At 69.3% G+C, this 25,087-nt stretch carries 17 protein-coding genes; 6 read left to right on the forward strand and 11 right to left on the reverse strand.

All coding sequences use genetic code 11. The features are described 5' to 3' along the window. The first annotated feature begins 77 nt into the window (after positions 1-77). The 3 genes from RSP_RS07950 (at position 78) to RSP_RS07960 (ending at position 3,213) form a co-directional block, all read left to right on the forward strand. Positions 78-1,577, forward strand: a complete 1,500-nt coding sequence (locus RSP_RS07950) for a CoA-acylating methylmalonate-semialdehyde dehydrogenase (RefSeq protein WP_009565364.1) — start codon at positions 78-80, stop codon at positions 1,575-1,577. 524 nt (positions 1,578-2,101) lie between these two features. After that, positions 2,102-2,758 carry a Crp/Fnr family transcriptional regulator gene (locus RSP_RS07955; protein ID WP_002720123.1) on the forward strand — a complete coding sequence of 219 codons (657 nt, stop codon included), beginning with the start codon at positions 2,102-2,104 and terminating at the stop codon, positions 2,756-2,758. Between the two features lie 251 nt (positions 2,759-3,009). Beyond that, positions 3,010-3,213 (forward strand): YgaP family membrane protein, encoded by a 204-nt coding sequence (locus RSP_RS07960; protein ID WP_002720124.1) that lies wholly within the window; start codon positions 3,010-3,012, stop codon positions 3,211-3,213. A 234-nt stretch (positions 3,214-3,447) separates the two neighbouring features. On the opposite strand, the gene uvrA is transcribed toward RSP_RS07960, so the two are convergent. From uvrA to RSP_RS07995, 7 genes are all read right to left on the reverse strand, one after another. Continuing rightward, positions 3,448-6,306 carry an excinuclease ABC subunit UvrA gene (gene uvrA, locus RSP_RS07965; RefSeq protein WP_009565362.1) on the reverse strand — a complete coding sequence of 953 codons (2,859 nt, stop codon included), beginning with the start codon at positions 6,304-6,306 and terminating at the stop codon, positions 3,448-3,450. Positions 6,307-6,422: 116 nt separating this feature from the next. Further along, on the reverse strand, positions 6,423-7,589 hold the full coding sequence (locus tag RSP_RS07970) for an MFS transporter (RefSeq protein WP_002720126.1): 1,167 nt from the start codon (positions 7,587-7,589) through the stop codon (positions 6,423-6,425). Between the two features lie 172 nt (positions 7,590-7,761). Next, positions 7,762-9,156: a dihydrolipoyl dehydrogenase gene (gene lpdA / locus RSP_RS07975; protein ID WP_029534511.1), complete on the reverse strand. Its 1,395-nt coding sequence runs from the start codon at positions 9,154-9,156 to the stop codon at positions 7,762-7,764. 88 nt (positions 9,157-9,244) lie between these two features. Further along, positions 9,245-9,820, reverse strand: coding sequence for a DUF924 family protein (locus RSP_RS07980; protein WP_002720128.1), 576 nt, complete (start codon positions 9,818-9,820; stop codon positions 9,245-9,247). A 206-nt stretch (positions 9,821-10,026) separates the two neighbouring features. Beyond that, entirely contained in the window at positions 10,027-11,283 is a 1,257-nt protein-coding gene (locus RSP_RS07985) for an MFS transporter (protein ID WP_002720129.1), read from the reverse strand. A 79-nt stretch (positions 11,284-11,362) separates the two neighbouring features. After that, positions 11,363-12,403, reverse strand: coding sequence for a tRNA preQ1(34) S-adenosylmethionine ribosyltransferase-isomerase QueA (gene queA / locus RSP_RS07990; RefSeq protein WP_011337883.1), 1,041 nt, complete (start codon positions 12,401-12,403; stop codon positions 11,363-11,365). A gap of 85 nt (positions 12,404-12,488) precedes the next feature. Next, positions 12,489-15,773 (reverse strand): YhdP family protein, encoded by a 3,285-nt coding sequence (locus tag RSP_RS07995; RefSeq protein ID WP_011337884.1) that lies wholly within the window; start codon positions 15,771-15,773, stop codon positions 12,489-12,491. A gap of 90 nt (positions 15,774-15,863) precedes the next feature. On the opposite strand from RSP_RS07995, the gene RSP_RS08000 reads away from it, so the two are divergent. The 3 genes from RSP_RS08000 (at position 15,864) to RSP_RS08010 (ending at position 18,587) form a co-directional block, all read left to right on the forward strand. Further along, complete coding sequence (locus RSP_RS08000) at positions 15,864-16,325, forward strand: peroxiredoxin (protein WP_002720132.1); 462 nt, start codon at positions 15,864-15,866, stop codon at positions 16,323-16,325. Between the two features lie 410 nt (positions 16,326-16,735). Further along, positions 16,736-18,079 carry a M23 family metallopeptidase gene (locus RSP_RS08005; protein ID WP_011337885.1) on the forward strand — a complete coding sequence of 448 codons (1,344 nt, stop codon included), beginning with the start codon at positions 16,736-16,738 and terminating at the stop codon, positions 18,077-18,079. Beyond that, positions 18,069-18,587: a bactofilin family protein gene (locus RSP_RS08010; RefSeq protein ID WP_011337886.1), complete on the forward strand. Its 519-nt coding sequence runs from the start codon at positions 18,069-18,071 to the stop codon at positions 18,585-18,587. The genes RSP_RS08005 and RSP_RS08010 overlap by 11 nt, the downstream gene beginning before the upstream one ends. A 195-nt stretch (positions 18,588-18,782) precedes the next feature. On the opposite strand, the gene RSP_RS08015 is transcribed toward RSP_RS08010, so the two are convergent. From RSP_RS08015 to RSP_RS08030, 4 genes are all read right to left on the reverse strand, one after another. Then, positions 18,783-19,559 (reverse strand): DUF2189 domain-containing protein, encoded by a 777-nt coding sequence (locus tag RSP_RS08015; RefSeq protein ID WP_011337887.1) that lies wholly within the window; start codon positions 19,557-19,559, stop codon positions 18,783-18,785. Between the two features lie 369 nt (positions 19,560-19,928). Next, the gene (prfB, locus tag RSP_RS08020; protein ID WP_002720136.1) at positions 19,929-21,056 is read right to left on the reverse strand and encodes a peptide chain release factor 2; all 1,128 of its coding nucleotides are present in this window, start codon (positions 21,054-21,056) and stop codon (positions 19,929-19,931) included. Between the two features lie 108 nt (positions 21,057-21,164). After that, positions 21,165-23,714 carry a penicillin-binding protein 1A gene (locus tag RSP_RS08025; RefSeq protein ID WP_011337888.1) on the reverse strand — a complete coding sequence of 850 codons (2,550 nt, stop codon included), beginning with the start codon at positions 23,712-23,714 and terminating at the stop codon, positions 21,165-21,167. A 91-nt stretch (positions 23,715-23,805) separates the two neighbouring features. Continuing rightward, a complete protein-coding gene (locus RSP_RS08030) occupies positions 23,806-25,041 on the reverse strand; it encodes an N-acetylmuramoyl-L-alanine amidase (protein WP_011337889.1) in 1,236 nt (411 codons plus the stop codon). Between the last annotated feature and the right edge of the window lie 46 nt (positions 25,042-25,087).

Raw genomic sequence — 25,087 nt, forward strand, 5'->3', positions numbered from 1 at the left:
CAAAGTGCTTTTGGAGACTTGCCGCTTTCTTCGGCAGGATTGCAAGGTATCCTGCCGCCAAACCGAGGGAGATTTGCATGGAAGAACTCAGCCACTGGATCGACGGCAAGCGCGTGAAGGGCACCTCCGGCCGCTTCGCCGATGTCTTCAACCCGGCCACCGGCGAGGTGCAGGCGCGCGTGCCGCTCGCCTCGAAGGCCGAACTCGACGCCGCCGTGGCCTCGGCCGCCGCCGCCCAGCCGAAATGGGCCGCCACCAACCCGCAGCGCCGCGCCCGCGTGATGATGGAGGTCGTGCGCCTCCTCAACCGCGACATGGACAAGCTGGCCGAGGCGCTCTCGCGCGAGCACGGCAAGACCATCCCCGACGCCAAGGGCGACGTGCAGCGCGGCCTCGAGGTGATCGAATTCTGCATCGGCGCGCCGCATCTGCTGAAGGGCGAGTTCACCGACAGTGCGGGCCCCGGCATCGACATGTATTCGATGCGCCAGCCGCTCGGCGTGGCCGCGGGCATCACGCCCTTCAACTTCCCGGCGATGATCCCGCTGTGGAAGATGGGCCCCGCGCTTGCCGCCGGCAACGCCTTCATCCTGAAGCCCTCCGAGCGCGATCCGTCCGTGCCGCTGATGCTGGCCGAGATCTTCCAGGAGGCGGGCCTGCCCGACGGCGTCCTGCAGGTGGTGAACGGCGACAAGGAGTCGGTCGACGCGATCCTCGACAACCCGACCATTGCGGCGGTGGGCTTCGTGGGCTCGACCCCGATCGCGGAATATATCTATTCCCGCGGCTGCGCGAACGGCAAGCGCGTGCAGTGCTTCGGCGGTGCCAAGAACCACATGATCATCATGCCGGACGCCGACCTCGATCAAGCGGCCGATGCGCTGGTGGGCGCGGGCTACGGCGCTGCCGGCGAGCGCTGCATGGCGATCTCGGTCGCCGTCCCGGTGGGCGACGAGACGGCCGATGCGCTCATCGAGCGGCTGATCCCGCGCATCGAGAAGCTGAAGGTCGGCCCCTACACCGCGGGCAACGACGTGGATTACGGCCCGGTCGTGACCGCCGCCGCGCGCGAGAACATCCTGCGCCTCGTACAGTCGGGCGTGGATCAGGGCGCCAAGCTGGTGGTCGACGGCCGCAACTTCTCGCTCCAGGGCTACGAGAAGGGCTTCTTCGTCGGCCCGCACCTCTTCGACCATGTCAGGCCCGACATGGACATCTACCGCAAGGAGATCTTCGGCCCGGTCCTCTCGACCGTCCGCGCGGCCTCCTACGAAGAGGCGCTGAGCCTTGCCATGGATCATGAATACGGCAACGGCACCGCGATCTACACCCGCGACGGCGACGCCGCCCGCGACTTCGCGGCGCGCGTGAATGTGGGGATGATCGGGATCAACGTGCCGATCCCGGTGCCGCTGGCCTACCACACCTTCGGCGGCTGGAAGAAATCGGCCTTCGGCGACCTGAACCAGCACGGCCCCGACTCCTTCCGCTTCTACACCCGGACGAAGACGATCACCTCGCGCTGGCCCTCGGGCATCAAGGAGGGCTCCGCCTTCAACTTCAAGGCCATGGACTGAGTTTCGGTCCTGCTCCACCTCCCGCAGCCGGCGCCCCCGCGCCGGCTGCTTTCCTTTGCGGGTGCCCGATCCGTCCGAGCTGAGACCTGGCAGCCCGCCGCCGCCCCGCCCCGTCGACGGCTTCCGTTTGCTGGCCCCGAGCCTCGATCCGTCCGACGTGCGACCCGGCAGCCCGCCCCGCGTCGACGGCATCCCTTTGCGGACCCTGCGCCCCGATCCGTCCGACGTGCGGCCCGGCAGTCCCCACCGCCGGCCACGCAGAGAGCGCCGGCCGCCGGGCCCGCGCCGCGACCCCGCCTGCGGGTTCGCATCCGTGCCCCGTGCGTCGCTCGGTTGACAGCTGGCAACTCTGCCTCTCGCCGCGCAGGCTGTCTCCCTTGGCGGGCACTGCCTCCCCCGATCCGTCCGAACTGCACCCTCCCAGCCCCCGCCGCTGGCCTGCCCGCGTCGGAAGGGCGCGGCCTTGCGGGCTTGACCGGCCGCCCCGACTGCCGGACACCAAAGACCTGTCACGAGGAGCCGCCATGAGCTGGATCGACGACGCGGGCCTGCCCGATCTTGCCGCCGACGCGCGCGCCCGGCTCGAGGCGCTGCGCCCGGTCCGGCTCGCCCGGGGCACGCTCCTCTTCCGTCCGGGGGATGCGGCGCAGGGCTTCGTGGTCGTTCTCGAGGGCCGCGTCGAGGTGTTCCTCACCGGCCCCACCGGGCGCGAGATCCTGCTCTACGCGGTCGAGCCCGGCCAGAGCTGCGTGCAGACGACGCTCGGCCTCATGGGCGGCGAGGACTATACCGGCGAGGCCGTCGCCGCGACCGATCTCGCCGCCGTGGTCATCCCGCGCCCGCTCTTCCTGCGGCTGATGGACGAGAGCGCCGCCTTCCGCAGCTTCGTCTTCACCGCCTTCGCGCGGCGGATGCAGATGATGATGCATGTGCTGGAAAAGGTGGCCTTCCAGCGCGTCGAGAGCCGGCTCGCCGGCACGCTCCTCGCCATGGCGGAAGCCAACGAGGTGACGGCGACGCAGGCCGATCTCGCCACCCGGATCGGCTCGGCGCGAGAGGTGGTCTCGCGGCGCCTCGACCAGTTCGCGCGGCGCGGCTGGGTCCGGACCGACCGCGGCCGGGTCCGCCTCCTCGACCCCGGCGCCCTGCGCCGCCTCGCCGCGGCCGACGGCGCAGACTGATCGAGAGCGGCTCGTCGGACCGCCGCCATGCGCAGGCAGGGCTCCGGATCGAACCTGGCCCGGCTCAGCCACTCTCCTGAACGCTGCCCCGACCGGACGAGAGCCCATCAGGCAGGCACGTCGCTCCCGAACCCATACGTTCCGCGGCCGGGCCAGGGCGAGCGTGACGAGATCACAGACCGCGGACAGGCCGGGGCCTAGGGTCGCCTCATGCCCCGTGCCGGGGCGGATCCAACCCAAAGGTGAGACGGATGTTCAAGACCAACGTCGGCGGCATCGACCGCATTCTCCGCATCGTCGTCGGGCTCGCGCTGCTCGCGGCCTTCTTCCTGATGCCCGACGCGAGCTACCGCGCCGTCCTGCTGATCGGCATCGTGCCGCTCCTGACCGGCCTCTTCTCGACCTGTCCGCTCTATTCGCTCGTGGGCATCAACACCTGCCCGATGAAGGGCTGAAGGACGCCGCCGCGCCGCCTGCGCGTCGCTCAGGGCGCGATGGGCTGCGGCGCGGCCGCCATTGGGTGCAGGGCAAAGGCGCCGGGGCGACCCGGAGGAAGCGCTGCACCGACGGCGGCCCTTGCAGGCAGGGCGGCGGCTTCAACCGCCTGCCTCAGGTGCTTCCCCGCCCGCTCCGTCCGCGGCAGCGCGGCGCGAGCGGGGCTCGATGCCCCCGAGCGGCGCAGCCCCGGCCTATTCCGCCGCCAGACGCCGGGGTTTCAGCATGTCGCGGAGGTAGCGGCCGGTGTGCGAGGCCTCGACCTTGGCCACCTCCTCGGGCGTTCCCTCGGCCACGATCTTGCCGCCGCCGTCGCCGCCTTCCGGGCCGATGTCGATGATCCAGTCCGCGGTCTTCACCACATCGAGATTGTGCTCGATCACCACCACCGTGTTGCCCTGCTCCACCAGCTCGTGCAGCACCTCGAGCAGCTTTTTCACATCCTCGAAATGCAGCCCCGTCGTCGGCTCGTCGAGAATGTAGAGCGTGCGTCCCGTGGCGCGGCGGCTCAGCTCCTTGGAGAGTTTCACCCGCTGCGCCTCGCCGCCCGAGAGCGTCGTCGCCTGCTGGCCCACCTTGATGTAGCCGAGGCCCACCCGCATCAGCGCGTCCATCTTCTCGCGGATCGAAGGCACCGCCTGGAAGAACTCCTGCGCATCCTCGACCGTCATCTCGAGCACGTCGGCGATGCTCTTGCCCTTGAACCTGATCTCCAGCGTCTCGCGGTTGTAGCGGTGGCCCTTGCAGGTCTCGCAGGTCACATAGACGTCGGGCAGGAAGTGCATCTCGATCTTGATGACGCCATCGCCCTGGCAGGCCTCGCAGCGCCCGCCCTTCACGTTGAACGAGAACCGGCCCGGCTGGTAGCCGCGCGCCTTCGACTCGGGCAGGCCCGCGAACCAGTCGCGGATCGGCGTGAAGGCCCCGGTGTAGGTCGCGGGGTTCGAGCGCGGCGTGCGCCCGATCGGCCGCTGGTCGATGTCGATGACCTTGTCGAGCTGCTCGAAGCCCTTGATCGTCTCGCAGGGCGCCGGCGTCTCGCGCGCCCCGTTCAGCCGCATGGCCGCCGTCTTGTAGAGCGTCTCGATGGTCAGCGTCGACTTGCCGCCGCCCGAGACGCCGGTCACGCAGACGAACTTGCCCAAGGGGAAGTCCACCGTCACATCGTGGAGGTTGTTGCCGCTGGCCTTCACCACCGTGAGGGCCTTGCCGTTGCCCTTCCGCCGCTCGGCGGGCACCGAGATCTCGCGCGTGCCCGAGAGATACTGGCCGGTGAGGCTCGCCGGATCGGCGGCGATCTCGGCGGGCGTGCCGTGCGCCACCACCTGCCCGCCATGGACGCCCGCGCCCGGACCCACGTCGAACACATAATCCGCCTCGCGGATCGCATCCTCGTCATGCTCCACCACCAGCACCGAATTGCCCTGATCGCGCAGGTTCTTCAGCGTGGTCAGCAGCCGGTCGTTGTCGCGCTGGTGCAGCCCGATCGAGGGCTCGTCGAGCACATAGAGCACGCCCGTCAGCCCTGAGCCGATCTGCGAGGCGAGCCGGATCCGCTGGCTCTCCCCGCCCGAGAGCGTGCCGGCCGCGCGGCTCATCGACAGATAGTCGAGCCCCACATTGACGAGGAAGCCCAGCCGCTCGCGGATCTCCTTGAGGATCGCGCGCGCGATCTCGTTCTTCTGCGCGGTCAGATGGCCCGGCACGGTCTCGATCCAGGCGAAGGCCTCCTTGATCGACATCTGCACCACCTGCCCGATGTGCAGGCCGCCGATCTTCACCGCCAGCGCCTCGGGCTTCAGCCGGTAGCCGCCGCAGACATGGCAGGGCCGGTTGTTCTGGTACCGCTCGAATTCCTCGCGCACCCAGGCCGAGTCGGTCTCGCGGTAGCGGCGCTCCATGTTCGGGATCACGCCCTCGAAGCTGCGGCTGACCTGATAGATCCGCCCGCCCTCGTCGTAGCGGAAGGTGATCTCCTCCTCGCCCGAGCCGCGCAGGAAGACGGATTGCACGTTGAACGGCAGGTCCTTCCATTTCTTCTTCGGATCGAAGCCGTAATGCCGCGCCAGCGCCTCGATGGTCTGGGTGTAATAGGGCGATTTCGACTTGGCCCAGGGCGCGATGGCCCCCTGCTTCAGCGTGAGCCCCTGATCGGGCACCACGAGACGCTCGTCGAAGAAGAGCTCCATCCCCAGCCCGTCGCATTCCGGGCAGGCGCCGAAGGGCGCGTTGAACGAGAAGAGCCGCGGCTCGATCTCGGGGATGGTGAAGCCCGAGACCGGGCAGGCGAATTTCTCGGAGAAGGTCGTGCGCACCGGCTCGCCCTCGGCGGGCGCGCTCTCGAAGATCGCGATCCCGTCGGCGAGGTTCAGCGCGGTGCGGAAGCTGTCGGCCAGCCGCGTCTCGATCCCCTCGCGCACCACGATCCGGTCCACCACCACATCGATGTCGTGGCGGAACTTCTTGTCCAGCGTCGGCGGCTCCTCCAGCTCGTGGAAGGTGCCGTTCACCTTCACCCGCTGGAAGCCCTGCTTGCGGAGCTCGATGAACTCCTTCTTGTATTCGCCCTTGCGGTCCCGGACGATGGGCGCGAGCAGATAGCCCCGCGCGCCCTCGGGCATTGCCATCACCGCATCGACCATGTCCTGCACCTGCTGCGCCGCGATGGGCAGGCCGGTGGCCGGGCTGTAGGGCGTGCCGACCCGCGCCCACAGAAGGCGCATGTAGTCGTAGATCTCGGTCACGGTCCCCACGGTCGAGCGCGGGTTCTTCGAGGTCGTCTTCTGCTCGATGGAGATGGCCGGCGACAGACCCGAGATATGGTCCACATCCGGCTTGCCCATCATGTCGAGGAACTGCCGCGCATAGGCCGAGAGGCTTTCGACATAGCGGCGCTGGCCCTCGGCATAGATCGTGTCGAAGGCGAGGCTGGACTTGCCCGACCCTGACAGGCCGGTGATGACCACCAGCTGATCCCGCGGGATGTCGACATCGATGCCCTTGAGATTGTGCTCGCGCGCCCCGCGCACCGAGATGAACTTCTGTTCGGCCATCGCCCCGATCCTCGCGATCTCGTCTTCCGGAACGGCGGATATAGAGGCCCGGGCCTGAGTCTCCAACCGCCGGTCGCGAACATAGTATGAACTTTAACCGGATGGCAGGGTTTATTTCACGCCATCGCCCTGCGGCGGGCAGAAAGCCACTGGTGGAGCAAGATCCCGGCGAGGCTCGGCAGCAGCACGAAGAAGATCAGCCCCCGTGCCCCTTGGGCGGCGATGAGGGCCGCCAGAAGAGGCGTTCCGCTGGTGGTGCCGAGATTGCCGAGCTGCGCCACCGCGCCCGCGGCGCGCGCGCGATCCTCCGGGGCCGGGTTCAGCTGCGGGATGGCCGCGAAGGACGCGCCCTGCACCAGCCCCAGCGCCGCGGCGAGGCTGAGCGCTGCCGCCTCCATGGCGAGCCCCTGCCCCCAGCCCGCCCAGAGCGCCAGCGTCGAGACGATGGCGAGGCCGAAGCCGCCCTGCACCACCTTCACCGCCGGAACTCGCCCCAGCATCCAGACGCCCAGCGTCAGCGAGACGGCGATGGAGGCGAGCGGCATGGCCGAGGCGAGGAAAGCGGGATGCGGCGTCTCGGGCGGCAGAAGCGTCAGCAGCGCCACATAGACGAGCGTGTAGCAGAAGAAGCCGATGGCGGGCGCGGCCACCCGGGCCGAGGCATAGATCTGCCCGTGCTGGCGCAGAAGCGAGGGCTGCACGCCCGGCAGGCGGGGGCTCCGCGCGTCGGCGGGCAGGAGCGTCCGCACGAGGAGCGCACAGGCCGCCATATAGGCCGCATGGATCAGGAACAGCGGCGGGATGCCCCAGGCCGCCACCAGCGGCCGCCCGATCCAGGCGGTGAAGGCGAAGGAGACGGCGAAGAACGAGGCCCAGAGCGTCATGGCAAAGCCCTGCCGCGCCGGCGGGGCGATCTGCGCGATGAGCACCGGGGCGGACACCACGATGGCGAGATGCGCCAGACCCTCCACCGCCCGCAGCCCCAGCATGAGGCCCAGCGGCGGCAGCAGCGCCTCGATCAGCGACAGGCCCGCGCCGGCGAGGAGCGCCGTCACCAGCACCCGGCGGTAGCCGAGGCGGGCCACGAAGAGCCCCGCCGTCGTGCCGAAGATCAGCCCCGCGAAGCCCACGACCGAGACGATCAGCCCGAGCGTCACCTCCGCAGCCCCGGCATAAGCGGCCGAGATCGGCTCGAAGATCACCCCCACCTTGGAGAATTGCGCAGCCGCGCCCAGTCCGGCGAACCAGAGCACGAAGACCTGAAGCATGGGCGAGCGGATCATGCCCCCTCCTACTCCCGCGCCCCGGCCAAGGCCAGAGCGTCCGGCACCTGACCGCCCCATGGTCAGGCCTCGCCGGGCTGCCAGAGCCCCACGGCGGCGAATGCCGGGCCACACAGCCCCAACGCAAACGGCGCCCCGGAGGGCGCCGCCGCAGCCTTCTCAAGAGGAAGCCTCAGAAGTGGATCGCGCGGCCGTAGGCGTCGAGCACCGACTCATGCATCATCTCGGAGAGCGTCGGATGCGGGAAGACGGTCTCCATGAGCTCCGCCTCGGTCGTCTCCAGCGCGCGGCCCACGACATAGCCCTGGATCAGCTCGGTCACTTCCGCGCCCACCATATGCGCCCCCAGCAGCTCGCCGGTCTTCGCATCGAACACCGTCTTCACGAAGCCCTCGGCCTCGCCGAGCGCGATGGCCTTGCCGTTGCCGATGAAGGGGAAGCGGCCGACCCGGATCTCGTAGCCCTTCTCCTTCGCCTTGGCCTCGGTCAGGCCGACGCTCGCCACCTGCGGCTGGCAGTAGGTGCAGCCCGCGATCGAGCCCGGCTTGATCGGATGCGGATGCCCGCCCGCGATCAGCTCGGCCACCATGACGCCCTCGTGGCTGGCCTTGTGCGCGAGCCATGGCGCGCCCGCGATGTCGCCGATGGCATAGAGCCCCTCGACGCCGGTCCGGCAATATTCGTCGGTCACCACATGGCTCCGGTCGACGGTCACGCCCGCGGCCTCGAGGCCCAGCCCCTCGACATTGCCCACGATCCCCACGGCCGAGATCACCGTGTCGAACTCCATCGTCTCGGTCTTGCCGCCGGTCTCGACATGGGCCGTAACCTTGCCGCCCGCCCGGTCGAGCTTCTTGACCGTCGCCTTCTCGAGGATCTTCATCCCCTGCTTCACGAACTGCTTCTTGGCGAAGGCCGAGACCTCGGCATCCTCCACGGGCAGGATGCGCTCCATCACCTCGACCACCGTCGTGTCGGCGCCGAGCGTGTTGAAGAAGCTCGCGAATTCGATGCCGATGGCGCCCGAGCCGATCACGAGCAGCTTCTTCGGCATCCGCTTCGGTTCCAGCGCATGTCGATAGGTCCAGACCAGATCGCCATCCGCCTCGAGCCCGGGCAGCTCGCGCGCCCGCGCGCCGGTGGCGAGGACGATGGACTTCGCCTCGAGCTCTTCCGTGCCCTTGTCGGTCCTGACCGAGACGCGGCCCTTCCCGGCCAGCGTGGCATCGCCCATGACGACCGTGATCCTGTTCTTCTTCATCAGATGCGCCACGCCCGAGGAGAGCTGCTTGGCCACCCCGCGCGACCGTTTCACCACCGCGCCGAGATCGTAGCCGATGCCCTCGGCCTTCAGGCCGAACTCCTTCGCGCGGTGCATCAGGTGGTAGACCTCGGCCGAGCGCAGCATCGCCTTGGTGGGGATGCAGCCCCAGTTCAGGCAGATCCCGCCCAAGTTCTCGCGCTCGACGATGGCGACGTTCAGGCCCAGCTGAGCCCCCCGGATCGCGCAGACATAGCCGCCGGGACCGGCGCCGATCACGATCATGTCGAAGCTCTTCGCGGGCATCCTCGCCTCCATGGAAAAAGTAGTTTGGCCTTAAACCATTTCCCTCGCCTGCGCAACGGCCGCCCCGGGAGCCCGGGAGCGCGGCGCCTCACCCCCTCAGGCGCCGCACCTCGGCCGCATAGGCGCCCTCCGCAAGGAAGGCCTCCTCCTCGGGGGTGGAGGTCCGTCCCAGCGCTGCGTTGCGGAAGGGAAAGCGCCCGAAGCGGGCGATGATGGCCGCATGGGCATGGGCATGCAGCAGCCCTTCGGTTCCGGTCTCGGGCATCCGCTCCTGGAACAGACGCACCGCCTCGGCCTGATCCTCGGGCGCCTCGGAATGTTCGAGCGGCAGGTAGAAGAACTGCCGCTCGGGCTCGGGCGCGCCCAGATCCCAGTCCGCCGCAATCGCCTTGCGCGCGCAGTCCCGCGCCAGCGGATCGGTCGCGAAGGCCTCCGCGCTGCCGCGGAACATGTTGCGCGGAAACTGGTCGGTGAGGATCAGGAAGGCGAGGCTGCCCACCGTCCCTTCGGTCCAGTGATCCAGCCCACCGTCGCGCGCCGCCTGCCACAGATCGCCGAACCGCTCGCGAATGGTCTCGTCCACCTCCGGATCGACCGCATACCAGCCCTCGGGCCCGACCTCGCCCAACCAGAAGTCGAGCACCGCAACCGGATCGTCCGCCATTCCTGCCTCCTGGCTGTCATGGGCGCAACCTGACAGGTCGGGCGCAGGGCGGCAACCGCCTTCGCCCCGGCGCGCGGACCGCCCTCACCGCGCGCCCGATCCCGCTTTCACTCTGTCCAAATATCCCGCGGGGAGTCCGGCCCGCAGGGCCGGACGGGGGCGCGCAGCCCCCTTCCCCCGGCGGCCGGAGCGCCGGACGGCTCCCGTCACTCGGCCGCCTGCTGCGCCTCCTGCGCCTCGGTCACCACTTCCATGACCGCCCCGACCGCAACCGACGAGGCCGTGGGCGCCACGGTCGCGAACGAGCCGGTATCGGCCACCGCGGGCGCCGCGCGCCGCGTCATCCGCCATCCGGCATAGGCCGCCATCGCGCCATAGAGGATGCCGATGAAGAGGAAGAAGCCGCTCGGCCCCGCCTGCTCCATGATCCAGCCGGTCACCAGCGGGCCGCAGATCGCGCCGAGACCGTTCATGAACAGGAGCGCAGCCGAGGCCGCCGCCATATCCTCCTTGCCCAGAAAATCGTTCGTATGGGCGATGAGCAGCGAATAGATCGGGTTGGTGATCCCGCCCAGAAGCAGCGCGACCCCGATCAGCCCCCAGAAGGGCGGCGCCAGCGCCACGGTCAGGGCCATGAGCAGCCCCGCCACCACCGCAAGCCCGAGGATCAGCTGGCGTCGGTCCATCCGGTCCGAGGCCCAGCCGATCGGATATTGCAGCACGAGCCCGCCCACATAGAGCGAGCCGATGAAGATCGAGATCTCCTGCACCGAGAGCCCGTCGAGCGTGCCCCAGACCGAGGCCATGCCGAACATTGCCGAGAAGATCCCGCCCGTCATCAGCATCCCCACCACGCCCAGGGGAGACACGCGGAACAGGTCGCGCACCGAAAGCCGCCGCGTCGTCTCGAAGGTCGGCGTGGGCGTGACGGTGAGCAGGATCGGCATGAAGGCCAGCGACACCAGCACAGAGGGGATCACGAAGAGCGTGAAGCCGGACGGATCGGCCGCATTGAGCAGCGCCTGACTGGTGATGATGCCCACCATCTGCACCATCATGTAGGCCGACATCGCCTGCCCGCGGGTCTCGTTGGTGGCGGTGTTGTTCAGCCAGCTTTCGGCCGTGATATAGACGCCCGAGAAGCTGAAGCCGATCAGCACCCGCAGCAGCGTCCAGGCCGTCCAGTCGGGCAGCACCGGATAGACCACGAGCACCGCCGAGATCATCGACCCCAGCGCCGCAAAGACGCGCACATGGCCCACGCGGCGGATCATGTCGGGGGCCACCTGAGAGCCCACGAGAAAGCCTGCGAAATAGGCCGAGGTCACGATGGCGAGCTGCGTGGTGGAAAAGCCTTCCAGAGCGCCGCGGATGCCCAGAAGCGAGGCCTGCACGCCATTGCCCACCATCAGCAGCATGACGCCCAGCAGCAGCGGCCAGGTGGCGGCGAGGACCTTGAACATGAACGGCTCCGTGACTTGTCAGGCAGGCTATCATCCGGCCCCCGGAGGGACCGCCGGAAGGCGACGTTCGACGACCGTTTCAGCCGCCGGGGATCAACAGCGACGCATCGCCGTAGGAGAAGAAGCGGTAGTCGTGGCGCACCGCATGGTCGTAGATCGCGCGGATCCGCTCCTGTCCCATCAGCGCCGAGACGAGCATGAGGAGCGTCGATTTCGGCAGATGGAAGTTCGTCATCAGCGCGTCGGTCACCCGGAATCTATAGCCCGGATAGATGAAGATATCCGTCTCGCCGCGCCAGGGCCGGATCGCGCCCGAGGCGGCCGCGCTCTCGATCAGCCGGAGGGCGGTGGTGCCCACGGGGATCACCCGCCCGCCTGCGGCCTTCGTGGCCGCGATCTCGGCGGCGGCGGTCTCGGTCACCTCGCCCCATTCGGCATGCATCCGGTGCGTGGTCACATCCTCGACCTTCACCGGCAGGAAGGTGCCCGCGCCCACATGGAGCGTCACCTCGGTGAAGCCCACGCCGCGCGCGGCCAGCGCCTCGAGCAGCGGCCGGTCGAAATGGAGCGAGGCCGTGGGCGCGGCCACCGCGCCGGCATGGCGGGCGAAGACGGTCTGGTAATCCTCGTCATCCTGCGTGTCGGGCGCGCGGCGGGCGGCGATGTAGGGCGGCAGCGGCATGGCGCCGGCCTCGGCCAGCGCCGCGTCGAACGCCGCGCCCGCCCGGTCGAAGACGAGGCGCAGGTCCGTCTCGCCCTTCTCGGCCACCTCGGCCGAGAGCGCGTCCGAGAAGCGGATCGTCTCGCCCGGCTTCAGCTTGCGCAGCGGCTTGGCCATCGCCCGCCAGCCGCCCGCAGCCGCGGGCTCCATCAGCGTGACCTCGACGCGCGCCTCTGCCTCGCCCCGCGTCCGGGTGCCGGTGAGGCGGGCGGGAATCACGCGGGTGTTATTCAGCACCAGCCGGTCGCCGGGCCGGAAGATGCCCACCAGATCGCGCACATGCCGGTCCTCGATCCGGTCCCCTTCGGCCAAGAGAAGCCGCGCCGCGGTGCGGGGGCGGGCCGGGCGCGTGGCGATCAGGCGCTCGGGCAGGTCGAAGTCGAAGTCGGAAAGCTGCATGTCGGAAACCGGGTCGGACGCGGGGGCGGGATGGCGGCCACCCCGCCCGGGACTTGGAGTGCCGGCACGGGGAAGGCAAGGGCGATCAGGGCAGAACCGGCACCGGTCGGCGAAAGATCTCGCGGAACATGCCGGGCGTGAGGATCGAGAGCGGGTTCACCGAGACGGCCGGGCGGTCGGCCGATCCGGTCACGGAATAGTTGAAACCGAACAGCCCCTCGCCGCGCCGGGTCAGCACCGAGCCGATGCCGTTCAGCAGATAGATGGGCGAGATCACCCCCTGCAGGTCGAGCCGCCGGTCGGCGGTGCGATAGAGCCCCTCCAGCGTGACCCCCATCGAGGCCCCCACCGCCGAGGCCTCGGAGATCTCGACCGCCCCCGGCTGGACGCGGAACCGGACATCGCCCTCGGCGAAGAGCAGCCCGTCGCCGTTCAGCTGCTCGAGAAGGCCCACCACCGAAATCGCATTGAGGAGTGCCGCCAGCACCGGCGCATTCGTCACGCGGAAGTTCGAGACCGCCGCCCGTCCGCGGTAGCCGTCGCGTCCCTCGGGCATGAGGCTCAGGTCGAGATCGCCGCCCCGCGCATCGGGAAAGATCCCCGCCGAGGCGATCACGCCGCCCGCGTCCCGGGATCTCAGCCGCACGGCGCTGCGCCCGCTCATCGGGACCACCGACCCTTCGACGACGGCGCGCCCGTTCACCCGTCCGCGGAAGGCGCCGTTGAACCCGCCGCGGGTGCCGAAGCGCCCCTCGACGCCGGTCAGCGCGATGCCCGACGTGACCTGCAGCCGGTCGAGCGCGACGAGGATCGGCACCGGCGTGCCCCCGCTGCCGCCCCCGCCGCCCAGATCGCCCAGCCGCGTGAGATCGACCGACCCGCCCCGCAGCTGCACCTCGGGCGGCTGGTTCGCGCCCCGCCCGACCAGCGTCACCGGCGCATCGAGCCAGCCGTTCAGCCGCACCCGGTCGAAGCGCACGGCATCCAGCCCGCCGTCGGCGCGCAGATCGACCCGGCCCGAGGCCGCGAGCCCGCCCCCCTCCAGCACGAGCTTGCCGACCGTGACCGGCTTGCCCAGCGACGCCTCGACCTCGAGCCGGCCCGCGCGGTTCGCGGGCTTCGACCAGCCGATCGCGGCCAGACCCGTGCGCAGCCCTACGAGGTCCGACGAGAGCGTGAGCCGCGGATCGCGGCCCTTCTCCATCTCCACCCGGAAGCGGCCGGGCGCGCGGCCCTCGACGGTGCCTGCGGGCAGACCCAGCTTGAACTCCTCGACGGCGGCAGGCGAGAGGGTGGCGGTGCCCTCGACCGACGACCGTCCTTCCGCCTCGCGGCCGAAGGCCAGCCGGTAGGTCGCATCGAACGGCACCCGGCCGAAGCTGCCCGCGCCGGTCACGGTCAGACCCTCGGGCTCCGCCTCGAGCGCAAGGCGGGGCGCCACGATGCGGCGGCCGGGCACCAGCGTGTCGGAGCGGAAGTCGGTGATCGTGCCGCGGACCGAGAACTCGACATCCTCGGGCTCGACCTTGCGCTTCAGCGGCAGGGAGAGCGCCGTCTCCATCACCGCGACGCCCTCTCCCAGATCGACCGAGCGGCCGGCCTTTTCGAGGAAGCGGAACGGCGGCTGGTCCAGCAGCGACAGGGCCGCCGTGACGCCGCTCTCGCTGTTGAGCGAGATCCGCGCCTGCGCCGGTTTCTCGGTCACGTCCGGCACTTCGAAGACCGAGCGCGTGACCCGGATCGGCCCGCCTGCGGGGGGCGTAACCTGCCCCTCCTCCAGCACCATCAGATAGCGGCGATCCTCGATCGAGGCATAGCCCGACCCTTTCTCGATAGGCGGCAGGGTTTTGAGATAGCGCACGTCCCCGTCGCGGAACTCGTAGCCGAGCGACAGGCGCGTCTCGTGGCCGGGGCTCATGCGCAGGCCGGCCTCGACCTCGAACAGCCGCCCCTCCTGCACATTCTCCTCCAGCCATTCCCGGGTCTTCGACACCAGCGACAGCGGCCAGAGCGCGAGCAGGTCGGAATGCGAGATCTCGTTCAGCCCGAGGTCGAAGGCCACGCGCCAGCCGCCCGGTTCGGCCGAGGCATGGCCGCGCCCCGACAGGCGCCGCCCCTGCTCGACCAGCGCGAGCTGCCCGATGTCCACCCGGAACGGATCGAGCCGCATCCGCAGATCGAGCGCCCCTTCCGAGAAATGGACCGGCGTCTCGAACAGGCCCTCGGGGTCGGCGCTGGCATCCTCGACCCGGATCTGCGCCAGGATCTCGCTCGGCAACCCGCGCGAGACCCCCGGCAGATAGGCGTGCCCCTGCGCCGAAAGCCGGATCGAGCGGCCCTGCACCTCGAGCCGGGTGAGGTTCAACCGCTCGCGTCCCGGATCGTAGGCGAAGGCGAGCCCGGCCTTGTCGAAGGCGATGGGTCTGGTCTCGGGCCGCGGCTGCAGCGCCCCCTCGCCGCTGTCGAGCCCCGCCTCGAGCCGCGTGAGCCGCCCCTCGCCGTCGAGCGCCGCCGAGAAGCGGCCCGAGAGCGCCGCATCCAGCACCTCGAGCCAGGCCACGGGGGCGGCCTGCGCGGCGATGTCGGCAGCCGCCACATGATCGACCGTGGCCGAGATCCGCGCCTCGGGGCTGCCGGGCGTGGTGACGAAGGTCACGAGCGCCTGCGCGGGCGCGCGGCCCTTGGAATTCAGAAGTGTCAGGCCGATCTCGAGCGCGCGCCGGTCGGGCCCGTTCACCAGCGTGAGACGCCCGTCCCCCGCCTGCCACGTCCGGCCCGCGCGGCGGTCATCGAGCGTCAGCGTCGTGCCCTCCGCCTCGATCCGCCGGAGGTCCGCCAGCACCGGCTGGGCGAAGAGCCGGTCCACCGTCTCGCGCAGTTCGGCATAGCTTGCGAGGCGGAAGGTGCCGCCCTGCTCGCCCATGGCGAAGTCGAAGCGCCCGTCGGCCAGCCGGCGCAGCGCGATGCGCGCGCCCGAGAGGGTGATGGTCTTGGGATGGAGCGCGCCGCGCAGCGCGGCGCCCCGGTCGAACACCACCCGCGCCTCGGGCAGCGTGACGAGCGTGCGCCCGTCGGCCTGCCGCAGGCGCACATCGTCGAGCCGGAGCCGCGGGATCCAGTTCGGCTCCACCGTCAGCACGAGCCCCCCGAGCGAGACCGACAGCGCAGGCTCCAGCGCCCGGTTGATCCGCGTCTCGGCCTCGGTCACCGCCCAGCCGGGCAAGGGCAGCGGCCGCCCCGTGAAGGCCAGCGTGGCAAAACACGCGACGGCCGCCACCAGCGCGAGACTGAGCAGCAACCACAGCGACGCCCGGCCGCGCCGCGACCGCCCCTTCCGCTCCGATGCCTGCCGCTCGCCGCTCTCTGCCATCAGATCCTTTTCCCGAGCATGGGCTTGCCTTTACCGGGACTGTTGAACAACTAAAACTGCCGTGACCAGTCCCTCAGCAAGGAGCCGCCCATGACCGATGCCGGACAGACCGCCCCCGATTTCACCCTGCCGCGCGATGGCGGGTCCACCGTGTCCCTGTCGGGCCTTCGGCCCGGCAAGGTGGTGGTTTACTTCTATCCCAAGGACGATACCTCGGGCTGCACCCTCGAGGCGCAGGAATTCACCGCCCTCGCGCCGCAGTTCGCCGAGATCGGCACCACCGTCATCGGGATCTCGAAGGACAGCGTGAAATCGCACGACAAGTTCTGCGCCAAGCACGGGCTCGGGATCGTGCTCGCCTCGGACGAGGGCGCGACCACCGCCGAAGATTACGGCGTGTGGAAGGAGAAGAACATGTATGGCAAGACCTACATGGGCATCGAACGCTCCACCTTCCTGATCGACGGCGAGGGCAGGATCGCCCGCGTCTGGCGCAAGGTGACGGCGCGGGGCCATGCGGCCGAGGTGCTCGAAGCGGCCCGCTCGCTCTGACGGCCCGCGCCCGCCGGAGCGGCGGGGGTAAGGCCTCCTCCGCGCCCGCCGAAGTGGCGGGCGCCAACCATGAAGGCCCGCAGCCGCCCGAAGGACGGGCATCGATCTTGCCCGCCCGCCCCCTCCCAGCGGCGGGTGCAAAACCGGTGGCGGGATCCGGCCTGTTGCAGAATCGTCACGGCCGGAGATGCTTCGGCAAGCTTCCGCCGAAAAAGCCCCCCGCCTGACGGAACTTTCTCCAGATCGGCAAGTTTTCGCCCATTCGGGCAAGGTTTCGCCTTCGCCCTCCCTCGATTGGTCAAACTTGTTGCAGCCCTGCCGACCGCTGGCTAGTCAGTCTGCGGGGACAGGAAGGCCGACCCGGCGTCGGCGAAGGTTCGTCACCGCGCAACAACAAACGGGACCGACCGGTGCTGACGCGACTTCATTATCGGATTCACACGAGCCTCGAACGCATCCTTCCGGAGCGTCGGCTTTTTCTTAAATCCGATAGCGACACGCGCTTCATCCGGCTCCGACCCGTGACGCAGCTCGCCGCTCTCGCCGGCGGCACGCTCCTCGTAAGCTGGACGATCCTCGCCACCTCCATCGTGCTGATGGACTCGGTGACCGCGGGCGGCACCCGCGACCAGACCCAGCGCCAGCAGGCGCTCTACGAATCCCGCCTCAATGCCCTCTCCGCCGACCGCGACCGCCGCGCCGACGAAGCCGTGCGCGCGCAGGAGCGGTTCAACCTCGCGCTCGCCGAGGTCTCGAAGATGCAGACGGCGCTCCTCGCCACCGAGGATCGCCGCAAGGAACTCGAGACCGGCATCGAGGTGCTGCAGGACACGCTGATCCGCACCATCAAGGAACGCGACGACGCCCGCGAGGAGTCCGAGCGCGTGACGGTCGCGCTGGCCGAACAGACCGGCTCGGCGCGCACCGACGGCTCGCGGATGGCCGATGCCGAGGCGACGCTCGACCAGCTGTCCTCCACGCTCGCGGCCACCGCCCGCCAGCGTGACGACATGGCCAATGCCGTGCTCTTGGCCAAGGAAGAGACCGAGGAGGTCCTGCAGGAGAAGGCCGAGCTTCAGGCGCGCAACGACCTCATCTTCGGCCGGCTCGAGGAAGCGGTGACCGTCTCGATGGAACCGCTCGACAAGATGTTCCGCGCCGCGGGCCTCTCGACCGACTCGCTGCTGAAGCAGGTGCGCCGCGGCTATTCGGGTCAGGGCGGCCCACTCTCGAAGCTGACGGTCTCGACAATGGGCGGCGGCGATCTCACCCCCGAGGAGCGCCGCGCCAACGAGATCCTGAACGGGCTCGACCGCATGAACCTCTACCGGCTCGCGGCCACCAAGGCGCCCTTCTCGATGCCGGTCAAGACCGCCTTCCGCTACACCTCGGGCTTCGGCGGGCGCAACGACCCGTTCGGGCGCGGCAACCGCCGCCACGAGGGCATCGACATGGCCGGCGCGAGCGGCAGCCCGATCTATTCCACCGCCGACGGCGTGGTGATCCAGGCGGGCACGGCCAGCGGCTATGGCAAGGTCATCAAGATCCGCCACGAGTTCGGCATCCAGACCGTCTACGGCCACCTGTCCCGAATCCGGGTGGAGAAGGGACAAAGGGTATCGCGCGGCGACCGGATCGGTGATATGGGCTCAACAGGCCGGTCCACCGGCACCCATCTTCACTATGAGGTCCGCGTGGACGGCTCGCCCGTCAACCCGATGACCTTCATCAAGGCGGCGAAAGATGTTTTCTAAGAGCAGAATCAACGAGCCCGGTCCCAAACAGGGCGAGGCCGAAAGGCCGAAGAATCAGGAAGCTCCCGTGCAGAAACCCTCGACCGACTTTGCGCCCGGCGCGCCGAAACCCAAGCCTTCCGCCTCGGTCCTGTCGTCTGACCTGACGGTGGTGGGCAACCTGCGCACGACCGGCGACATTCAGGTCGAAGGCACGGTCGAAGGCGACATCCGCGCGCACCTGCTGACCGTGGGCGAGAGCGCCACGATCCGCGGCGAGATCGTGGCGGACGACATCGTGGTCAATGGCCGCGTCATCGGCCGCGTCCGCGGCCTGAAGGTGCGCCTGACCTCGACCGCCCGCGTCGAGGGCGACATCATCCACAAGACCATCGCCATCGAGTCGGGCGCCCATTTCGAGGGCTCCGTTCAGCGGCAGGAAGATCCGCTTCAGAGCGGCAAAGGCGGCGCCTCCGCGGCTCCGCAGGCGGCCCCGGCCCCGCAGGCCACCAAACCCGCCGATCTCTGATCCGTCTTCGCCGTCGGACCGGCACGACCAGGGGCGCCCATCGGGCGCCCTTTTGCATGGCAGCGGCTGTCGGTTCCCACGGCCTCTCTCCGACGCCGGCCGGCCCGTCCCCGCGCCAGATCGGGACATCGACTTCGCCCCAGCCCGGCGGGTGCAGGCAATCCTCCGGGCCACCCTGGGGCGGCCCGGCGCAGATCAGTCGAGCGCCAGGCGATAGAGATGCCAGGTCGCATGGCCCAGCACCGGCAGGGCAATCAGCAATCCGAGAAATCCGGGCAGCATGGCGAAGAACAGGATCCCCGCGATGGTGATGCCCCACGACAGCATCAGCACCGGATTGGCCTGCACCACCTGCACGCTGGTGATCATCGCGGTCACGAAATCGATCTCGCGGTCGAGGAGCAGCGGCAGGCTGACCACGGTGATCGAGAACAGGATGCTCGCGAAGACCGCGCCCACCAGAAGCTCGACGACGAGCAGCGTGAGCCCGTGCGCCGTCAGGAAAGACTCGAACGAGCTCGAGATGTTCACGATGGGCTGCATCCCCATGAAGAGGGCGAAGACCATGTGGGACAGGAAGTTCCAGAACAGGAAGAAGATCACCACGATCGCCGCCATGGACGGGATCTGGCGATCCTTCTGGCTGAGGATCACGCCGAGCACCTCCCCCCAGTGCAGCGGCAGGCCCAGTTCCAGCCGGCGGCTGACCTCGTAGAGGCCGCAGGCGATGAAGGGGCCGAGGATGGGAAAGCCCGCAGCAGCGGGCAAGATCCACCAGAGATTTCCGCTCGTGGTGAGCGCATAGAGAATGATCCAGCCAAAGATCACATAGGTGGCGGCAAAGAACAAACCGAAGGCCGGGGCGCGTCTGAAGTCACGCATTCCGGCAAATAGCACAAGCCGCAGGTCTTCCGGGGTGAGCAAGCGCACCTCCGGAACGGCCTCGGCCGATTCCAGGTAGCTTTGCGACATTCCGAGACTCCTCCTTCTCGTAGGAGAGAGCCTAAGCGCAGGTGCCGTGCAGCACCAAGATGATTCTGCACCTCAGCTTTTGGTCGCGCTGCCCTCGGAAAAAGGGCGGAGGCGCAGCGCGCGGGCCGCTGCAGGACCGCCGCGGGTTGGAGGCAGGCGCGAAACGGATGGCTGCACCCGCCCTCTGCGGGGCCCGGCGCGTGAGCTTCTAGACGTTAAAATGGATTTTCAGCGTAGGGACGCTGCACTGAAGGAAAGCGCAAAGCGGGTGGCTCACTGCTCCGCCTGCCCCTTTCGCGGGCACTGCAACGGCCTGCCGCCGCGCGGGCGACAGCCCTGCGCCGCCGGTGCAGCCGCGCCGCGCGAGGCTTACTCTTCGGCGTTGGCTTCCGCGCGGCTCTTGCCGGCCACATCCTGCGCGAGCGTCGCCTGCATGAACCGGTCCAGATCGCCGTCGAGCACGCCCTGCGTGTCCGAGGTCTCGACGCCCGTCCGCAGGTCCTTCACCATCTGATAGGGCTGAAGGACATAGGAGCGGATCTGGTTGCCCCAGCCCGCCTCGCCCTTGGCCTCGTGCTGGGCGTTGATCGCGGCGTTCCGCTTGTCGAGCTCGAGTTGGTAGAGCCGGGCCTTCAGCGCGTTCATCGCCGCCTCGCGGTTCTGGTGCTGCGACTTCATCGAGGAGGTCACGACGATATTGGTGGGAAGGTGGGTGATCCGCACCGCCGAGTCGGTGGTGTTGACGTGCTGTCCGCCCGCACCGGACGAGCGATAGGTGTCGATGCGGATGTCGTTCGCAGGGATCTCGATCTCGATATTGTCGTCCACCACCGGATAGACCCAGACCGACGAGAAGGAGGTGTGCCGCCGCGCCGCCGAGTCGTAGGGCGAGATCCGCACCAGCCGGTGAACGCCGCTCTCCGACTTCAGCCAGCCATAGGCGTTCGGCCCCGAGATCTTGTAGGCAGCCGACTTGATGCCCGCCTCCTCGCCCGCCGATTCCGACTGCAGCTCGACCTTGTAGCCCTTGCGTTCGGCCCAGCGGACATACATCCGCGCCAGCATCGAGGCCCAGTCGCAGCTCTCGGTGCCGCCCGCGCCCGCATTGATCTCGAGGAACGTGTCGTTGCCGTCCGCCTCGCCGTCGAGCAGCGCCTCGAGCTCCTTCGCGCGGGCCGTCTCGACCAACGCGCGGATCGACGCCTCGGCCTCGGTCACGATCTCCTCGTCGCCCTCGGCCTCGCCGAGCTCGATCAGCTCGACATTGTCGCGCAGCCCGGTGTCGATCAGCCTGTAGGTCGAGAGCTGGTCCATGAGCTGCTGGCGCTCGCGCATCAGCTTCTGCGCGCGGGCCGGATCGTTCCACAGGTTGCCGTCCTCGATCATCGCGTCGAATTCCTCGAGCCGGTGCGGCGCGGTCTCGAGATCCATGCGCTGGCCGAGCAGCGCGAGCGAGCGCCGGATGGCCTCGACTTGGTTCTGGGTCTCGGTGCGCATGGGCGAAGGTCCTCGAACGGTTCAGGCGGGGATCGGTTCAGGCGGGGGTGATAGCGCGAAGGCGCGGACCGGGCAAGGCCGGGCCGCGCCTGCGACAGGACGGCCGCGTCAGTAGAGACCGCCGGAACTGAGCGTGCCGAAATCGGCCTTCTTGGGAATGACCTTCCGCTCGCCCGTGGCAGTGGTGACGGTCGCGCCCTGCTCGGTCTCCTCCTCGCCATAAGCAAACAGCGGCAGGTTCGATCCCATGGCAAAGCCGCCGTCGACCCAGGCGCCCATGCCGAAGACCGGATCCTCGCCCTGACGGAAATACTCGGCCACCACATTGTCGCCCGTCGCATCGTCGGGCAGGCGCGCGCCGGTGAACCGGTCGATCTTCATGAAATAGCCGCCCGGGGGCACGCGGAACTCGGAGCCGCCGTATTTCTTCACGGCCTTCGTCATGAAGCTCTGGAACACCGGGCCGCAGAAGCCGCCGCCCGAGGCCGAGCCCATCGAGCGCGGCTGGTCGTAACCGATGTAGCAGCCCGCGACGATGTTCGAGGTATAGCCGATGAACCAGACGTCCTTGGCGTCGTTCGTGGTGCCGGTCTTGCCCGCCACCGGCACCGGCAGGTTGATCCCCCGCCCCGTGCCGCGCTTGATCACGCCCTCCATCATCGAGGTGAGCTGATAGGCGGTGATCGCATCCATCACCCGTTCGCGCTTCGAGGTGATGTGCGGCGCGCGACCCTCGGGCAGCAGCGGCTGGGCGCAGTCGTCGCAGATCCGCTGATCGTGCCGATAGATCGTGCGACCGAAGCGGTCCTGCACCCGGTCGACCAGAGTGGGCTGCACCCGCTCGCCGCCGTTGGCGAACATGGCGTAGGCGGCCACCATCTTGAAGAGCGTCGTCTCCTCTGCGCCGAGCGCATTGGCGAGGAACTGCCCCATCCGGTCGTAGACGCCGAAGCGCTCCGCATAGGAGGCCACGGTGTCCATGCCGATCTCCTGCGCGATCCGCACCGTCATCAGGTTCCGCGACTGCTCGACCCCGGTGCGCAGCGGCGTGGGCCCGTAATATTTCCCGGACGCGTTCTTCGGCGTCCAGAGCCCCTGCGCCGTCTGCACCTCGATGGGCGCGTCGATCACGATGGTCGCCGGCGTGAAGCCGGAATCGAGGGCCGCCGCATAGACGAAGGGCTTGAAGCTCGACCCCGGCTGGCGCGTGGCCTGGGTGGCGCGGTTGAAGACCGAATACTGGTAGGAGAAGCCGCCCTGCATGGCGAGCACCCGGCCCGAATTCACGTCCATCGCCATGAAGGCGCCCTGCACTTCGGGCACCTGGCGCAGCGACCAGCGGCGGAAGCTGCCGTCCTCGCCCGTCACCTCGCGCACCAGCACCACGTCGCCCACCGCGAGAAGATCGCCCGCCCTGCGCGCCTTGGGCCCGAGCTTGCCGTCGGCCTGCCGCTTGCGCGCCCAGGTCACATCCTCGGCCGGGATGTAATGGCCGTCCTCGTCCTCCTCGACGCCCTCGATCCCGATGCGGGCCGCGCTGTCGCCCACCTCGAGCACCACCGCCGGATGCCAGCCCGGCACGTCGCGCGGCACCCGGGCCGCCGCCAGCGCCGCCCGCCAGTCGGCCTCCGAACCGAGTTTGTCTGCGGGCAGCGTCTGCCGCGTTCCCCGCCAGATGCCGAGGTTGCGGTCGTATTTCTCGAGCCCCACGCGCAGGGCGGCCGCCGCCTCCTCCTGCAGCTCCCGGTCGATGGTGGCGCGGATCGTGAGGCCGCCGCCGAAGAATTCCTGCTCGCCGAACTCGGAGGAGAGCTGGCGGCGGATCTCGTCGGTGAAATAGTCGCGCGGCGGCAGCGCCTCGCGGAAGGCCGGATAATCGCCGTTCTGCACCGAGCGCAGCGGCTCGTTCAGCGACGAGGTCAGCGTGGCCTCGTCGATATAGCCGTTCTCGAACATCTCGCGCAGCACATAGTTGCGCCGCTGGGTCAGCCGCTCCTTCGCCCGCACCGGGTGATACTGGCTCGGCGCCTGCGGCATCGAGGCGAGCGTTGCGGCCTCGGCCGGGGTCAGCTGCGACAGCGTCTTGTTGAAATAGGTCTGCGCCGCCGCCGCCACGCCATAGCTGTTCTGCCCGAGGAAGATCTCGTTCAGATAGAGTTCGAGGATCTTGTCCTTGGGCAGCGTCTCCTCGATCCGGGTGGCGAGGATGATCTCCTTGATCTTCCGCTCGCCCGTCCGGTCGCCCGACAGGAGGAAGTTCTTCATCACCTGCTGGGTGATGGTCGAGGCGCCGCGCACCGTCTTGCCGCGCGAGCGCACCGCCTCGAAGGCCGCCACGGCGATGCCGCGGGCATCGTAGCCGTGGTGGGTGTAGAAGTTCTTGTCCTCGGCCGAGATGAAGGCGTTCTTCACCAGGTCGGGGATCTCCTCGATCGGCGCGAAGATCCGCCGCTCCTGTGCGAATTCGTCGATGATCCGCCCCTCGCCCGAATAGATCCGGCTGATCGTCGGCGGCGTATATTGGGCGAGGCTCTCATGGCTCGGCAGGTCGCGCGAATACATCCAGAACACCGCCCCGATCGTGAGGGCGAGCGCAAGCAGCCCCAGCGTGATCGCGGTGAAGATGGCCCCGAAGACCGAGCCTACGAACCTCAACAATGGCGGTGCCCCCTCTGGTTGGCGGCCCTTATACATGCGGGCGGCCGGAAGAGCAAAACATGCCCAACCCCCGCGCTTCGCGATTTCGCGATCAGCGCCGCAGCATGTCCTTCAGCGCCGCATCCTCGCGCGCCCAGACCTTCAGACCTTCCACGAGGGCGATCACCATCCGCGCCCGCCAGCCCGGATCGCGCAGCCGCGCGAGGTCGGCATCGCTCGACATGAAGCCCGTCTCGACGAGAATCGACGGCATGTCCGGCGACTTCAGCACCGAGAATCCCGCGGCCTGCCGGGGATGGCGGTGCATGGCGATCTGCCGCCGTTTGATGGCCGCTTCCAGCGCCAGTGCCAGCCGCTCGTTCCGCGGCCCCGTCTCGGTGCGCGCCAGATCCATCAGCACGCCCGCCACCAGATCGTCGTGGCCGGTGAGGTCGATCCCCGCCAGCAGATCGTCCCGGTCGTGCCGCTCGGCCAGGGCCGCCGCCGCCGCATCCGACGCCTCCTCGGCCAGCGTATAGAGCGTGGCCCCCACTGCCTCGCCTTCCGCGATGGCATCGGCATGCAGCGAGACGAACACCTGCCCCCCCGCCTCGCGCGCCAGCGTGATCCGGTCCTCGAGCGGCACGAACACATCCTCCGCCCGCGTCACCGCCACGCGGAAGGTGCCGTCCCGCACCAGCGCCTCCTTCAGCTCGCGCGAGAGCGTGAGCATCAGGCTCGCCTCGCTCACCCCGCCCCGCTCGGCTCCCGGGTCGATGCCGCCATGGCCCGGATCGAGCACCACCGTCAGCGGCCCCGCCCCCTGCACCGGCCGCGGCAGGTCGGCGGCCTTCGGCAACGCCCAGCCCGGCGGCTCGGGCGCCGCGGCCCGGGCCGCGAATTCCGCCTCATCCGCCTTGCGCAGCCGGATCGCGATCCGCGCCCCGTCGGAGGTCCGCATGTCCGCGCTCTCGACCACCATCGGCCGGGCCAGCTCCAGCACCAGCCGCGACCAGCCCAGGCGGAAGCTGCCCGCCCGCACCGCCGTCACCCGGTCGGTGTCCCGCGCCAGATCCTCGACCGGGCCGAACTCGACCTCGCGGAAATCCATCACCAGCCGCGGCGGCCCGTCCATCACCCGCACCCGCCAGGGCACCGGCTGGCTCAACTGCAGCTCGACCGAGACCCCGCTCCAGCCGCGCGCCCCGATCGAGGATCCGTCGGGCATGAGCCGCGCGAGCCCGCTCAGCTCCTGCGCCGCAGCCCCTGACAGCGCGAGCAACGCCGCAAGAAGACCCGCCGCGACCGACCTGAGCGCCCCCCCGCTCCTCCGCCTCAGCCCCTCCATCCGCGCCCTTTCATTCTGGCCCAAATATCCCCGCCGGAGGCTCCGC

The sequence above is a fragment of the Cereibacter sphaeroides 2.4.1 genome (assembly GCF_000012905.2).
Taxonomy (GTDB): domain Bacteria; phylum Pseudomonadota; class Alphaproteobacteria; order Rhodobacterales; family Rhodobacteraceae; genus Cereibacter_A; species Cereibacter_A sphaeroides.

Coding starts and splice junctions, on each gene's coding strand:
- RSP_RS07950 (WP_009565364.1), top strand. CDS start 78: ATGGAAGAACTCAGCCACTGGATCGACGGCAAGCGCGTGAAGGGCACC.
- RSP_RS07955 (WP_002720123.1), top strand. CDS start 2,102: ATGAGCTGGATCGACGACGCGGGCCTGCCCGATCTTGCCGCCGACGCG.
- RSP_RS07960 (WP_002720124.1), top strand. CDS start 3,010: ATGTTCAAGACCAACGTCGGCGGCATCGACCGCATTCTCCGCATCGTC.
- uvrA (WP_009565362.1), bottom strand. CDS start 6,306: ATGGCCGAACAGAAGTTCATCTCGGTGCGCGGGGCGCGCGAGCACAAT.
- RSP_RS07970 (WP_002720126.1), bottom strand. CDS start 7,589: ATGATCCGCTCGCCCATGCTTCAGGTCTTCGTGCTCTGGTTCGCCGGA.
- lpdA (WP_029534511.1), bottom strand. CDS start 9,156: ATGCCCGCGAAGAGCTTCGACATGATCGTGATCGGCGCCGGTCCCGGC.
- RSP_RS07980 (WP_002720128.1), bottom strand. CDS start 9,820: ATGGCGGACGATCCGGTTGCGGTGCTCGACTTCTGGTTGGGCGAGGTC.
- RSP_RS07985 (WP_002720129.1), bottom strand. CDS start 11,283: ATGTTCAAGGTCCTCGCCGCCACCTGGCCGCTGCTGCTGGGCGTCATG.
- queA (WP_011337883.1), bottom strand. CDS start 12,403: ATGCAGCTTTCCGACTTCGACTTCGACCTGCCCGAGCGCCTGATCGCC.
- RSP_RS07995 (WP_011337884.1), bottom strand. CDS start 15,773: ATGGCAGAGAGCGGCGAGCGGCAGGCATCGGAGCGGAAGGGGCGGTCG.
- RSP_RS08000 (WP_002720132.1), top strand. CDS start 15,864: ATGACCGATGCCGGACAGACCGCCCCCGATTTCACCCTGCCGCGCGAT.
- RSP_RS08010 (WP_011337886.1), top strand. CDS start 18,069: ATGTTTTCTAAGAGCAGAATCAACGAGCCCGGTCCCAAACAGGGCGAG.
- RSP_RS08015 (WP_011337887.1), bottom strand. CDS start 19,559: ATGTCGCAAAGCTACCTGGAATCGGCCGAGGCCGTTCCGGAGGTGCGC.
- prfB (WP_002720136.1), bottom strand. CDS start 21,056: ATGCGCACCGAGACCCAGAACCAAGTCGAGGCCATCCGGCGCTCGCTC.
- RSP_RS08030 (WP_011337889.1), bottom strand. CDS start 25,041: ATGGAGGGGCTGAGGCGGAGGAGCGGGGGGGCGCTCAGGTCGGTCGCG.